Consider the following 15235-nt stretch of genomic DNA (forward strand, 5'->3'; position numbering starts at 1 on the left):
TTATTAAAAAAACAAGTGAGGTGAAAGGACCCCACTTGTTTTTTTTACTTTAATTTTGGTTTGTATGAAGAAGCAACTAGTATAAAACTATTTTTTAACTAATCGTTTATACCATTCAACGACATACGTTTCATTAATTTCACCTGGTAATTCATTGCGCTCTGGATAGCGAACGTAAGTCCCGGTAAAAGTTTTGTGATTTACCTCAGCAAATCCACAAGCGTTTTTGCTTTCAATTGTTGCTTTTACCATTGGTAAATTACGAGCCTTCTCTTTGATTTCAATAATTGCACCAACCGGAATAATACTTGAAGGAATATCCACCGTTTTTTGGTTAACCTTAACATGACCATGATTCACCAATTGGCGAGCACCACGACGTGTTGGGGCAAAACCCATGCGGTACACTAAATTATCTAACCGCGATTCTAGAACTCTAAACAAGTTCATTGTCAGAATGCCTTCCATTTTTTTAGCAACAGAAAACAAGCGTCTGAATTGGCGATCAGTAATTCCGTACATGTACTGCATCCGTTGTTTTTCTTGAAGTTGTTCGGCATATCCTGACAACTTTGGTCGCATTTTTGCATTTCCATGTTGTCCGGGAATAGTACTACGTTTTTTCCCTTTTGAAAATTCCTTATTGTTTTCTAATAACGAAAAATTTAAACGACGCGAGCGGCGGTGAATACTGCCTGTATATCTTGACATAATAAAACCTTCTTTTTTATCTTTGATATTGTATTAAAACACTAGTTACGTTAAATAATGATTCTTGTTTTATGAAACGTTATTAATGGTTTCAGAATCTTTCAGCATTTCTTACTTCCAAAACAATAGTTAACGTTTATTTAAAACAATACCATTCTGCTGAACTGTGCATTAATATCTTAACATATCTAAATTTAATCTTGAAACTTTTCAAACTTAATATCTTGTGAGATAATGTCATTTAACTAGTTATTGTTTTTCTTTGGTTTAGTATTGGACTAAGTCAAAACAAGAATCAATATTCTTGTGATATTTATTCAAATAAATCAATAATACTGTTGTTCAATAGATTGATGTTGTCACAGACTAATTTTTTATTTTTAATATGGACAAATTTTAGTTTATCTTTGTAATAATTGTAAGCTGATTTGTATGGTTCAATTGAAATGTCAATCCCTTCAAGAAGTCTTAATCCCATGATTAAAATTTGTAAAAAATATTTTTTTGGATTCATTTTTCGTGAACGTTTTATTGGCTTATTAATGGAATTAATGTATTCATACGATATTCTTTTTTCAAGACCATGAGCCCCATAGCCGACTGCAGCCCAATCTTTTGTATACCAATAAGCTAAGTTATGTTGAGAGCGGTATTTTTTATTGATTGCTCAATTGGAAACCTCGTACCGCTCATAACCATTTTTTGCTAAACCAATGATTGCTGCTTCTAATTGATCGGCCTCATCATCTTGGTTAATTTGGTAATGTTGCTTGGTAAGCATTGATCCTGGTTTTAAATCTAATCCATAAAAGGAAATATGGGTCAGATGGTTTTTAACAACAAATTCAATGGCATCATTGACGTCACTTACTTTCAGTAAAGGTAACGCATAGATAAAGTCAGCTGAGATGTTTTTAAATCCATGTTTTTGCAGCAAACTTACTGCGGTATAACAGGTTTCAATTGAGTGCAAACGATTTAAAAGTCGCAAGATCCGGTTATTTGTTGATTGGACACCTAAAGAAATCCGGTTAACCTTATTGATCTTCATCACTTTGATTTGATTTTCAGTGATTAAATCAGGATTACATTCAATTGTAAATTCACACCTGTTATTAGTTAGTGGTTTTAAATGACTTAACAAATAATTTAAATCGTTATTATCTAAAGCATTTGGGGTTCCACCACCCAAATAAATGGTTTTAAATTGCTTATTTTTAAAACGTTTCAATTGTTTGACTAAGTAAGTTACGACTTTTTTCGGATCATAGTCACACATTAACTCTCTTTTAAAATCACAAAAGGTACAGATTGTTTTGCATAAGGGAATATGCAGGTATAAATGTTGGGTCACGTTAGTTTGCCTTCGAAAAATTTGCAACTTTTTGCTTTAATTCATCGTATGAATCTTTGGTTTCATCATACACAATTGCTTGGTTAAAATAACGGCTTTTACACCAGGAAATTTGCCGCTTCGCCAGATTTCTTGGTAATTGCTTTAAATATTCTAAATCAATGGTTTGCTTTTGAACTAGACATGATGCTAGATAATAATATCCTGTTGCTTTAATGGCTTGCGTATGCATTAAATTTGGATATTTTTTTAATAATGATCTAATTTCATCTACTCAACCATTTTGGTACATTTGCATCGTTCGCATATTTAATCATTCATATAAAAGAGATCGGGGCGGCATACAAACAATCATTAAGGTATTGTATTTAAAAGTTGTTTGCACATCAAGACTTGATTTTGGAACATTGTTTAGTTCACAAATTGTGATTGCTTTAATTAAACGCCGCCGGTTATTAACATTGATTTTTGACGCTTCTTTAGGGTCTATTAACGTTAACTTATCGTAAAGGGCTTGGTTAGTTCATGTTGCGTAATTTTGTTCTGACAAATCACTTCACATATCCTTCTTTTCTAAATGATAGTCTTTCAGCAAAGCATCAACATACAAATGTGAATTGCCGCAAACTACGGGTAATTGACCTTGATCATGGATGGTTTTTAATAAGGGTTTAGCTTCGTTTTGAAAACGATAAATACTTCATTTTTCATTAATATCACAATGATTAATAAAATGGTGCTTGACCTGTTGAAGTTGTTTATCTGAAGGTTTATTAGTTCCAACATTGAGTTCCTTATATATCTGGAAAGCATCTGCACTAATCAATTCACTATTTAATTTTAGATCACGAATTAACCGTAAAGCCAGACGACTTTTTTTTGAAGCAGTTGGTCCAACGATAGCTAATACTTTTTGTAACATGTTATAAATTTCAGCAAGCGATGGTTATTTTTTAATTTCATATTTTACTAATTACTAAATTTAACGGTTCGAAAGAATCTAATAGTTCTATTTTTTCATAAAAAACATCAATTTTTAGATAATAAAAATGAATTTAAAAATGAAACAGGTTTTTTGTGATTATTCTTGCTGGCACTTACTAATAATATTTTTTATTTTATATTTTATATAATTAATTAAACATCCATGATGATCGCTGCAGCAAAGATTAGATTTGTTGTTAGTTATTTATTTTTACCAAATTTAACGGGTTATAAAAACATGCTTCATAATTTTTTTAAATTAATTGCTCCAAAAAATCGTATTTTAAAGCGTGCCCAAAAAGCAGCTCATGCCATTAATGCTTTAAAAGATGAATACCGAGTCTTAACTGATGAACAGTTATTTGCAAAATCAGATGAATTTATCGGCGAATTGAGCAACAATAAAACCTTAGATGATATTTTAGTTCCAGCATTTGCCGCAATTCGGGAAGCGATTTATCGCGAAACCAATCAATTTGCTTATCTAGTGCAGTTAATGGGTGCATTTATTGTTCACCAGGGCGATTTTGCCGAAATGGTAACTGGCGAAGGAAAAACCTTAACATTAATGCTGGTTGCTTATTTGAACGCTTTAGACAAAAAGGGCGTTCATATTGTCACTGTTAACGAGTATTTAGCCCAACGGGATGCGGCATTAGCTGCCAAAATTTTTGCCCGTTTAAATTTAACCGTTGGATGCAACACTGCTAACATATCGCCATGACAGAAAAAAGAGGCGTTTGCAAAGGACTTAACGTACACGACAAACTCCGAATTAGGGTTTGATTACTTGCGTGATAATATGGTTTACAATTACGACGATAAGAAAATTCGTGGGTTACATTTTGCCATTGTTGATGAGGGCGATTCGATTTTAATTGATGAAGCAAGAACGCCATTAATTATTTCAGGGCAACCAAAAAAGGATTTCAGTAAGTATTTTGAAGCTGATAAGTTTGTTAATAGTTTAACTGATGATGATTTTAAAATTGATCCCGAATCGCGCTCGCCTTCACTAACAGAAACTGGAATGGTAAAAGCCGAAAAATTCTTTAATGTACAAAATTTATTTGATATTGAAAACTCGGACTTATTCCATAAAATCGGTAACGCCTTAATGGCTTGTAAAGTTTTTGAAAACGGTAAAGAGTACATTGTTCGCGACGATAAGATCTTGATTGTTGACCATTTTACCGGGCGGGTTTTAGAAGGTAGAAGTTACAATAGTGGGTTACACCAAGCCGTTCAAGCCAAAGAACGCGTGCCGATCGAACCTGAAAACGTTGTGGTTGCTACCATCACCTACCAATCTTTCTTCCGCCTTTATAAAAAATTAGCAGCCGTTTCGGGCACCGCACTAACTGAGCATGAAGAATTCATGAAAATCTACAACATGGTGGTCGTTCCCGTACCTACCAATCGTCCCATTTGTCGCAAGGACTATCCTGACTATGTTTTTGGTAATGCCAAAATTAAATGACAAGCAGTTGTCAAGCACGTTCAGGAAATTCATGCCAAGGGACAACCAATTTTAATTGGTACGGGCAGTGTTGAAGATTCGGAAATTTTGTCGAATTTATTACACGAAGTGAACATTAAACACGAAGTCCTTAATGCAAAAAACCACGCTAGGGAAGCCGAAATTATTAGTCATGCTGGTGAAAAAAATGCGGTTACTTTATCGACTAACATGGCTGGTAGAGGAACAGATATTAAACTTGGTGAAGGTGTTTTGGAACTGGGCGGTTTGTATGTAATTGGAACTGAGCGCCATGAATCACGTCGGATTGATAACCAGCTTCGTGGTCGTTCGGGGCGACAAGGCGATGTTGGTGCCAGTCGTTTCTTTATTAGTATGTCAGATAGTTTGTTTAAGCGTTTTGCCAAAGACACGATTGATAAAGCAATTGTGAAATTAGGTGATGACTCTTTTGACTCGGTTTTCTTTTCGAAAATGTTAAACCGCACGCAAAAAAAGGTGGAATCAGTCAATTTTGATGTGCGAAAAAATCTCATCGATTACGACCATGTTTTAGCGAACCAGCGGGAATTAGTTTACAAGCAACGTGATAAGGTTTTATTAGCTAAACAACTAAAACCCGTAATCGATAAAATGTTAGGTCAATTTATTGTTAAATTTGTTAACGATTATAAGGATGCGAAAAACCAAAATTTAGTTGTTCACACTTATTTATCAGAAGCATTAAATAACGAATTACTAGGAATTGGAGTAAGTAAACCGAGTCATTTTGAAAATCTCAACATTAACCAAGCAGTTGAAAAAGCAACGACAATGGTTAACAACATGATTGAACATAAAATTGAATTGATTACTGAAGCGATTGCTACTAATATTTTTAAAAATATTATCATTCAAGCGATGGATAACGAATGAATTAAGCATTTGGATCGCATGATTAAACTGCGCGAAGGTGTGAGTTTAAGATCGTTAGAACAAACTAGTCCTTTAAATATTTATGTTAAAGAAGGTGACCTTTTGTTTGTTAGTATGTTGGCGAAAATTGCTAGAAATGTCATTGTTGCTATTTGTCAATTGTCAACACCAACTTCGCAAGTTGAACCAGTTGTTGATTCAGTTGCTTTGCAACAGCGGGCCGAAGCACTTGCTCGCTTAGAGCAAATTCGGCAACAAAACCAGCAATCTTTTGTTGACAAAAACGATTCTTCTGAAGATTTAACTACTACCAAAGAACCGGTTAAACCACCGGTAACTAACCCATTGCCGGAACTAGATATAGATCCCGTTCCGGTTTTAACTGAATTTGTGAAAGAATCAATTCCGACCGGGCATTTACAACCTACAGAAGATGTGAATGCCAGTTTTATTGAAGACGATCGGATTGAAGAATTTACCGTTGATCAAAAAACCCAAAACGAACTTGAAGCTGTTGAAGTTATTAAAGACGTTGTTGAAGTTAGTAGCGACGAATCATTTTCAACACCCGTTAGTGATCCCGACTCGTTTGCTGGTGTTGAAGTTGCCCAAACAATTGCTAAAAATAGTAAACCAAAAATTATTGCGACCAAACCAATTGTTTATTCGCCAGCAAAAATTAAAGTTACTGCTCCGATAATGCATACTGTTCAGATCGCAAAACCTCCAGTTCGTTCACCAATTAAACCGAATGATGCAGTTAATGTTGCAAATGATGTGGAGCAAAAAGGGATTTTTACTAAAATTGAAAAGAGTAAAAAAGAGTTAGTTATGGAACTTGTTAACGATAAAGAGGTTTTAATTGAAAAAAGTAACTAATGGCAATAGCAATGGATAAATTTAATTTAGTTAGTAAAAATCATCCGGCTGGTGACCAACCACTAGCCATTCAAAAACTTGTTGATGGCTTATTAAAAAAGAAATACAAACAAGTCTTACTAGGTGCAACAGGAACTGGGAAAACTTTTACGGTTGCTAACGTAATTCAACAAATTAATAAACCAACTTTAGTTTTAGCTCCAAATAAAACTTTAGCTGCCCAATTGTATTTGGAATTTAAGGAATTATTTCCCCATAACGCTGTTGAATATTTTGTTTCTTACTTTGATTTTTACCAACCCGAAGCTTATATACCAAAGACTGACACTTACATCGAAAAAAGTTCAATGACTAATGCCGAAATTGAAATGTTGCGGTTAGCTACTTTAAATTCTGTTTCATCACGAAGCGATGTGATTGTTGTGGCATCAGTCGCCTGCATTTATCCTAGTGCTCCTCCTGATGACTTTGAAAACTTTCGCATTGTTTTTAAAAAGGGTAACAAAATTAAAATATCGGATTTAAAGCGGCGTCTTGTGCATTTAAACTATAAATTTAACCGGATTGAAATGGCTCCGGGCAACTTTCGGGTTAATGGTGATGTTGTGGAAATTGCCCCTGGTTATACTGATCAATTTTATTTACGATTGTCATTTTTTGATGACGAAATTGAAGAAATCGCCAAAATGGACGTGACCACTAATTCTTTAATTGAACGTTGGATTAGTTATGTTCTTGGCCCAGCTGATGAGTACATTATGAATCGGGACCGCATGAACGAATCATTACGTTTAATTCAAAAGGAAATGAAAGATCGGGTGAAATGGTTTACTGCCCACGATAAACTAATTGAAGCCCAACGGATCGAAACTAGAACCAAATATGATTTAGAAAATTTAAAAGAATTTGGTTTTTGTAACGGCATTGAAAATTATTCACGACATTTAGAATTACGCCCCGCTGGATCAACACCGTGGAGTTTATTTGATTATTTTGGCAAGGACTGGTTACTAGTAATTGATGAATCGCATATTTCCATACCCCAAATTCGGGGAATGTACAATACGGATCAATCACGAAAGAAAAACTTAATTGAATATGGTTATCGCTTGCCGTCAGCCATCGATAACCGTCCCTTAAATTTTGAAGAGTTTGAAAAGAAAACCAAATACACCATCTATGTTAGTGCAACTCCAAATGACTGGGAAATTGGTGCATCTAACCACGAAATTGTCGAACAAATTGTTCGCCCAACTGGTTTAATTGATCCGGTGATTGAAGTTAGGTCTAGCAAAAACCAAATTGATGATTTAATTGCCGAATTAAGAAATCAAATTGCTAATGACCAACGGACGTTCATTACCGTAATGACTATTAAAATGGCTGAAGATTTATCAGAATATTTAAAGGAAAAAAAGATTAAAGCGGTTTATTTACATAATGAATTAAAGACGTTAGAAAGGTCAGTAATTATCAACGATTTAAGAAAAGGCAAATATGACTGTATTGTTGGTATTAATTTATTAAGAGAAGGTCTTGATGTTCCCGAAGTTTCATTAATTTGTATTTTTGATGCTGATAAATCTGGTTTTCCCCGAAGTGATAAATCGCTAATCCAAATAATTGGCCGGGCCGCTAGAAACATTAAAGGAAGGGTAATCATGTATGGTGATACAGTTAGTGATGCAATGCAAAAAGCGATTGATGAAACCAACCGTAGGCGCGAAATTCAATTGGCCTTTAACAAGAAGCACAAGATTACCCCAAAGAGTATTGTTAAACCAATTTATGAAAATTTAAGCAACAAAGAAACATCACGGAAAATTAATGAATACCTTGAGAAAAAAACCAAAAGTCTGCAAGACACGACAAAATTGATTGAAACTTTACGCACAGAAATGCTTGCGGCTGCTAAAAACCAGCAGTATGAACGAGCTGCAGAATTACGGGATGCAATTATTGAGTTAGAAGCAAGCCAATCAAAAAAGATAACTAAAAAATCAAATAAAAATTAATAGTTATAAAGTATTAACAATTAAAACAAATTTTAGTTTTTAGATTAATCCTTGCAGGAAACGTTTGGGTTCTATAGTAAGGACGTTTTTGGCAAATTTAGGTAGTGAAATTTCGAAGTGTTATGTAATTTTTAAGGAAATTTACAAAAAAAATGCATTGACATAAATTTGGTGTTTTCAAAGATAGCCTTTTCTTTCCTTGTCCTTTTATTTTAAAATTCTTCCTGCTTTACCTTTGTTATTAATGTTGCTTTGCCCAAGTAAAACTGTTACGTAAATAAATGATTGCTACCAGTTTCTGGATATATTAATTTTTATCAATTTTTGCTATAAAAGTAAGCAATTTTGAATTATCAAATTTCCATTATTTTATGGTTACCAAAAATCTTAATAATTTGCAAACTATTTAAAAAGAATCAGTTTACAATAGTGTATAATCCAAATTAATATAAAGAAGTTTTTAAGGATTCATTATGAGATATAAAAATAAGATTTATTACTTTGGATCATTTTTTCAGTTAGGTGTAATCTTTTTGGCGACTGCATGTAGCAATGCTAAAACTGCTGATCAAGGAACTACTCTTAAAAACAATAGTTTTAACCAAACTATTACTCAAGAAATGGTTATAAAAAACCAAAACAATTGGCAGGGTCAAATTGAAGTTACACATGATTCAGCATGATCACCGGTGATTGATAAGGCGATTAATTTACTACCTGATGGCTTAAAAAAGCGAGTGAAGAAAATCGATTTAAAAACCACTTCATCGATTGATTATATTACTAATACTGTGCAGTCTCAAGCAAAAAATGCGGCCGATGTTTTTGCTGCTCCCTTAGATCGTTTTCAAAATCTTGTCGATTTGCAACTTGCACTCCAAGTTGGAACCACTCAAAAAGATCAAGATAAATGATTGGAAGAATATGGTGATAATAAACAAATGGTACAAATTGGCGACGGATATTATGCCTACCCTTTAAATGTTGAATCAGTAATCACTTATTGGAATAAAAAGGTAACACCAACGCTTCCTGAAGATTTGGAATCAGTTTTATCAAAATCACCAGAAGAATCAAAGTTTGTAACAAAATTTGCTGACTTATGAATTGGTTCCACGTTATTTAATGGTTTATTTGCCAAAGAAAAAGGCGTTAAAAATGCTTCGAAACAATGAGCCGATGGTAATAAGCCCAACATTACTGCTCCATTTATCAATGATCAAGAATCGGTTGACATTATTAAAAAGGCTTACACTTATCAAAGTAACTTGCGTAAATCAAATGATAACAATTTGAAAACAGTTGGTGAAGGTGGTCCACAACGCGACGCCACTACACGCGATGGTTTAGCAAAAGGACAAATCGGCATGAGTTTAGATGGACCGTGAATTTTAAATGATTTAGTTTCATATGTGCTTCTTGCTAATAAAGATACACCTGCTCAAGCCGTTGAAACGTTAAAAAATTTAGAAACTAAAAAACTTCCTAAACTTAATGGAAACCAAATGCGTCACTTTAAAGGCGGTTGAGGTTATGTTTTAAATCGTCAAAAACTTGCTAACGTAGCTGCCAGTGAACGTGCAGCTCGTGCTGAATTTGCCAATTATTTCACCCAACTTTTAACTAGTTCGCAATTATCATCAGATTGATTTGCTAATGCTGGGAAAATTTCAGCTGCTAAAAATGCTAGTGTAGATTTAGATTTGGAAAAACTTGTACTAACTGATCCTACTTCAGCTGCATCACCAAAACCAAAAATTGATTTATCCAAATTTGTTAACCAAGCAGGTTTTAAAGAAGCAATGAGTCAACTTTACAACTCTGTGATTACTGCTGTTAAAGAGCAATCTGCATTAAATGTTGACCAGCCACGCTGACCGGGTAATGGTTATTGGGACGCGTGGGATCGTTTAGGTTTAAGTTCAACTACGTTTGCAACAAGTGCTGACCAGTTTTACAGTGATTTTAAAGCCAACATCAATCGTGTTTTAGAAACGGCTAATAAATAAAGAACCAAATTTAGTAGTTGTATGTCAAAAGCGTTAAAAACATCCCACAAAATTTTAATTAGAAAAGAAATTTTTTACGTAATCCTTGGCTTGATTATTGCCTTACAATTAGTGCAATTAATTAATACCTTGATCTACGCTTTTGACATTAATCGTTTTAATTTATACTTGAAAAATAATCCCCTTTTAAAAAGTGAGCAAGCAGAATTAATCTATCGACAAATTTTAATTTTTCGCATGATTATTAACTCTGTTTTTTATATTGGATTTGCCATCTATTTATACTTTGCTTACAAAAACATTCCAATTGGTTTTGTCTTTACTTTGTTTTGATCATTTGTCGTTGTTGGCACCATTGTTTCAAACTGGTTACTTGCTCATAGTAGTGATCTTTGAAGTCAAGTGATGGTCACAATCATTTGTGTCGGTTTATTAGTAAACCTTTTTTATATATTTGTTCTTTTAAAACAAAATAAATTTTACGAAAACAATTTAAAACGATGGGTTTAATAAACAATTGGTTTTTCTTGATAGGATTAAATTTGGGTAATAGTAAAAGTCTCATTTGTAATTTATAAAAATTTATCAAACTAGGAGGATTTAATGGTTGATCTTGATTTAAATAAGGAAAGTTTTAGTTCGCTACAATCTAAAGTCCGGTTTTTAAATATTGATGAGATTAAAAAGGGCTTGTTACAGAAAAAGAAAATTCAGAAAATTAATGAAAAAAATCAATTAAAAAAGCAAATTCAAAATGCTAAGTCAAAATATTTTAATTACCAGTTAGCCCTTAAAAGTCTGAATCGTGATTTTCAAAACCAATTAAAGGTTTTTAAAAATCACGCCTTGAATCAGGTTCAATTATTGCGAAAATCGTTTTTAACTGTTAATGGCATTAATCTCGAATTAGAATTACAAAGTTTACAAAGAGAAGTCTTGTATTTTCAACAAACTCAAGTCGAAAACATAAAAGTTAAAGAATTGCAAACTAAATGTGATGTAATTAAAAAACAAATTAATTCTTTAAAAACTAATTCTGGTTATGTTGAAAAAGTTAAAGTTATTGAAAATAATTTACAAGAAAAAATTGCGAGATTAAAAAACGATTTTTTTGTTGGTGAAAAATCTAAAAAAAGGCAATTAAAACTACAAGTTGCCAATGAATTAAAAAGTGTTAAAAAAGTTGTTGCTGATTACAAAACTACTTATTATCAAAAATTAAAAGAGCACCAAACCGCAATTCGTGCCGCTAGAAAACAAGCGGCTATTGATTATGTCGCCACAACCAAACTGTTGAGACAGAAAAATCTTTACGTAAACTCATATAACGAATTGGTTCAAGAAATCAATGAAATTGAAAAAAAGTATCAAAATCTTGAACCTTATTTGGCAATTGCTAATGCAGTTAGTGCGGACTCAACTTATGGGCGAAAAATCAAAAAAGCTGCTGAACAATTAAAAAAACAAGTAAATAAAAAAGGCTTTGAAACCGTAGTTAAACAAATTAATTTGACTAACAAGATAACTACTTATGAACAAATTTTAAGATCGTGAAAAAAGATTGATGAACAAATCTTAGATGCTCAAAATCAATTGGCAGCACTGACTAGTAGTTCTGTTACTTCTTCAGAGTTAACTACTTTGCAATCTGAACACCAAAAAACAATTGAAAAAATTCGTAAAAATCGCCAAAATTTAAGTAAGAAAGCATACCAGAATTTAATTCGCGAGAAAAACTTCCGTTTTAAAATTGATAAAAAAGAATTAGAAAATCAAAATGAACAGTACACCCTTAAGGAAAAGATTCGCTTTTTAAAATTAACAAAAATTAAACAAAAAGAACGCTTATTAAAAATTATGTACACTTCAATTGATGATGAAGTGAAAAAAATTCCAACAAAAGCCTTTAAAAATTCCCGGTGACTGGCAATGTTTTTATCGTTACTTGTACCAGGTTTAGGCCAATTTTTAAATAAGGAATATTTTAAAGGTATTGGTTTTTTAATAGGATCATTGTTTATCTATGCACTTGCATTACCGTTCTTTTTTGGCGTAGAAGGCTATCACTCCCAGAGTGGTGGCGGAATTTTTGGATTATCAATCTTATCACCTGTTCAATCAACTGATCCATTATTTGGTACGATTTATTTAGATGCAAGATTTCGGATTATTGAGGGCTTGATTTCGCTGTTTTTGTTAATTTATTCGTTATTAATTTATATGTCAGGAATCTATGATGCAAGACGTTCGGGATTTTATCGTGAATATGGCTATCGTCCGAAAAACATTCGTGATCTGAAAACTTTTTTAGCTGGTACAGGGCTACCATTAGTGATTTCTTTACCGGCTTTTGTTTTAATCACATTTGTGGTTGCTTTACCGGTTTTAGCGACATTTTTACTAGCGTTCACCGATTATAATTTTCAAACCCAACCACCTGGTAACGCCTTAAATTATAATGGCGGGGCTAATTTTGTTGAAGTTTTTTCTGGGGCTTATTCAGCAAGTTTTGCTTATGTATCAGGATGAACTGTAATTTGAACATTGGTTGTAACAGTTGGCATTGTAATAATTGGGACGACTTTAGCATTGATTTTAGATAATCCCAGGATTCAAGGGAAAAGTTTTTGAAAAACCGTTTATATTTTGCCATGAGCAGTGCCGGCTTTCGCAACAATTCTGTTTTTTTCAGCCAGTTTTATTGGCACCGGAACCAATACGTATTACAACCAATTTTTTGGTAGTAATGTCGCTTTTGCCCAAAGCGAGTTTTACACGCGTTTGTTATTAATTGTCATTCAAATATGGCTGGGTCATTCGTATGTTTTTATGCTCGTTAGTGGGATTAAAAAAAGTATTAGTGAAGAAATTTATGAAGCCGCTAGCATTGATGGATCTAACCGCTTCCGAACGTTAATGAGTATTACTGCTCCTTTGATTTTACAGCAAGTTGCTCCGCTACTAGTTGGTCAATTTATTTTTAATTTTAATAATTTTGGGTTAATCTTTCTATTTTCTAGTGGCGGGCCGGTTGGTCCTTCTGGCTTGCCAGGTAATCCCGGGGCAACTGACATTATTATTTCGTTAATTTTTAATCTAACGACTTCTAACAATAACCAAATTGGTTTAGCTAGTGCTTTTACAATTATCATGTCAGTAGTAATTGTTGCAGTTAGTGCGACCTTATTTTTGAAAAGTAAAGCATTTAAAAGGGAGTTATAAATGATGCAAATGAAGAGATTAATGAAAACTTCAATAGCAAAATTGAAACAAAATTTAAATCCTTTTTCTAACTACTATGCAAGATCTTTCAAACTTAGTTTGCACAGTAGTGTGATGCTAGCTTTTAACCAAATTTTACGTAATACAAGAAGTCAAAAAATTATTAGTAATAATGATTTTCATAAACTGGTTTTATTTGTTAAAAAGTATGACGTGCGCAGCAATCTTACTATTTTAAGTCAAGCCATTTTGAAATCTGATAACAAAGCTAATACCGATCTATTAGTTCTAATTAAATTATTATCGTTGTATACCATAATTAATTCCAAAAATAAAAACGAATTGTTGCAAATTTTAAAAGTAAAAAAGGTTTTAAAAAAAGTGATTGAATACTATGTCAATCACTTTGGAAAAAAGTGAAGTGATCTGGCAACAAAATTATTTGCGAGCATAACTGTTTTTGAATCTACGAAACAAACCGTTTTAAACTGCCAAGTTGATCAGGTGCGTCAAATCTATTGGAATTCCCGCTTGTTTTTAGCAAGCATGCTAGCTGAATATTTTCATAATTTAAATGGAACAGATTATTCGGTTTTTAACGATGTGGCAATTTTTGAAATTTTACAATTTGAACAATCATTATATTTTTATAAAAACGAACGCTATTCTTTAAAAAATTACATTAATTATAATGACTTAAGCCAGCAGGTTAATTTGGTTTATGAAAGAATCAAAAAAAGTGTTGCAAACCATCATTTACCGCAATTTCATTTATTTTTGAGACATTTAAACGAAATTAGTAAGTACATTCGTTTGTCTGATTTACCACCAATGACGCTTTCACAGATCATTAGCCTGATTTTATCTTATTTACTTCTAATCGGCTGAGCTGTGATTATATTAGTTCCGTTAATTCAAATTGTCGTTTTATCGTTTGACGGCAAGGGTGGTAATTTTTTAGGAACAACTAACGTTTTGGGTGATCGTGGTCCGTGAATTAATTACCAGATTTTATTTACGCAAACACTTTTTGTAAATTGATTAGAAAATTCTTTGATTGTGGCTTTTGCAACAATGTTTGCGACTGTTTTTTTCACCTTTTTATTAGGTTATGCTTTTAGTCGCTTTCGTTTTCCCGGACGTCGTAGTTCAATTATCACAGTTATGTTGCTACAAATGATTCCTTCAGTTGCCGCGTTAACTGCCTTTTTAGTGTTATTTAACTTAACTAATTTGCCTGTATTGTTGTATTTAATCATCATTTATACTGGTGGGGGATTAACTGGCAATACCTTTATTTTAAAAGGCTACTTGGATTCAATTCCAGTGGATTTAGATGAGGCGGCAAAAATTGATGGTTCATCCACCTTACGCGTGTTTGGTAGTATTATTATTCCGCTTGCCAAACCAATGCTTGCCATTATTGCCTTGTGATCTTTTATTGGACCGTTTGGTGATGTGATCTTACCGCAACTGCTTGTTTTAGGTAACCGGCCACAGGACTACACCATGGCCGCTGGTTTAAGAACGCTAATTCGTGGTGCTAATCCCTTCCAATACGTGTTTTTAGCAGGTGCACTAATTACTAGTATTCCTTTAACAATTTTGTTTATTATTGCTCAAAAATTTTTAGTAAGTGGCTTGACAAAAGGAGCGGTAAAATAAC

At 33.1% G+C, this 15235-nt stretch carries 9 protein-coding genes; 6 read left to right on the forward strand and 3 right to left on the reverse strand.

Annotated elements, in window-relative coordinates:
- Positions 1-87: 87 nt before the first annotated feature.
- The 3 genes from rpsD to miaA all read right to left on the reverse strand — a co-directional run bounded on the left by rpsD (position 88) and on the right by miaA (position 2987).
- Positions 88-711: a 30S ribosomal protein S4 gene (gene rpsD, locus ABDB96_RS01905; protein ID WP_343251831.1), complete on the reverse strand. Its 624-nt coding sequence runs from the start codon at positions 709-711 to the stop codon at positions 88-90.
- A gap of 313 nt (positions 712-1024) precedes the next feature.
- Positions 1025-2065, reverse strand: a complete 1041-nt coding sequence (gene hemW / locus ABDB96_RS01910) for a radical SAM family heme chaperone HemW (RefSeq protein WP_343251832.1) — start codon at positions 2063-2065, stop codon at positions 1025-1027.
- Between the two features lies 1 nt (position 2066).
- Positions 2067-2987, reverse strand: coding sequence for a tRNA (adenosine(37)-N6)-dimethylallyltransferase MiaA (gene miaA / locus ABDB96_RS01915; RefSeq protein WP_343251833.1), 921 nt, complete (start codon positions 2985-2987; stop codon positions 2067-2069).
- A 300-nt stretch (positions 2988-3287) separates the two neighbouring features.
- Between miaA and secA the strand changes: the two genes are divergently transcribed.
- The 6 genes from secA to ABDB96_RS01945 all read left to right on the forward strand — a co-directional run bounded on the left by secA (position 3288) and on the right by ABDB96_RS01945 (position 15234).
- The gene (secA, locus tag ABDB96_RS01920; protein ID WP_425528239.1) at positions 3288-6323 is read left to right on the forward strand and encodes a preprotein translocase subunit SecA; all 3036 of its coding nucleotides are present in this window, start codon (positions 3288-3290) and stop codon (positions 6321-6323) included.
- Positions 6323-8338 (forward strand): excinuclease ABC subunit UvrB, encoded by a 2016-nt coding sequence (gene uvrB / locus ABDB96_RS01925; RefSeq protein WP_425528240.1) that lies wholly within the window; start codon positions 6323-6325, stop codon positions 8336-8338. The genes secA and uvrB overlap by 1 nt, the downstream gene beginning before the upstream one ends.
- Positions 8339-8811: 473 nt before the next feature.
- Positions 8812-10347 (forward strand): type 2 periplasmic-binding domain-containing protein, encoded by a 1536-nt coding sequence (locus ABDB96_RS01930; protein WP_343251834.1) that lies wholly within the window; start codon positions 8812-8814, stop codon positions 10345-10347.
- Positions 10348-10368: 21 nt separating this feature from the next.
- Positions 10369-10857, forward strand: a complete 489-nt coding sequence (locus ABDB96_RS01935) for a hypothetical protein (protein ID WP_343251835.1) — start codon at positions 10369-10371, stop codon at positions 10855-10857.
- A gap of 93 nt (positions 10858-10950) precedes the next feature.
- A complete protein-coding gene (locus ABDB96_RS01940) occupies positions 10951-13569 on the forward strand; it encodes an ABC transporter permease subunit (RefSeq protein ID WP_343251836.1) in 2619 nt (872 codons plus the stop codon).
- Between the two features lie 21 nt (positions 13570-13590).
- Positions 13591-15234: a sugar ABC transporter permease gene (locus ABDB96_RS01945; RefSeq protein ID WP_343251837.1), complete on the forward strand. Its 1644-nt coding sequence runs from the start codon at positions 13591-13593 to the stop codon at positions 15232-15234.
- The last annotated feature ends 1 nt before the right edge of the window (position 15235 follow it).

This window comes from Mycoplasma amphoriforme A39 (genome assembly GCA_000723365.1).
Lineage (GTDB): Bacteria > Bacillota_I > Bacilli_A > Mycoplasmatales > Mycoplasmoidaceae > Mycoplasmoides > Mycoplasmoides amphoriforme.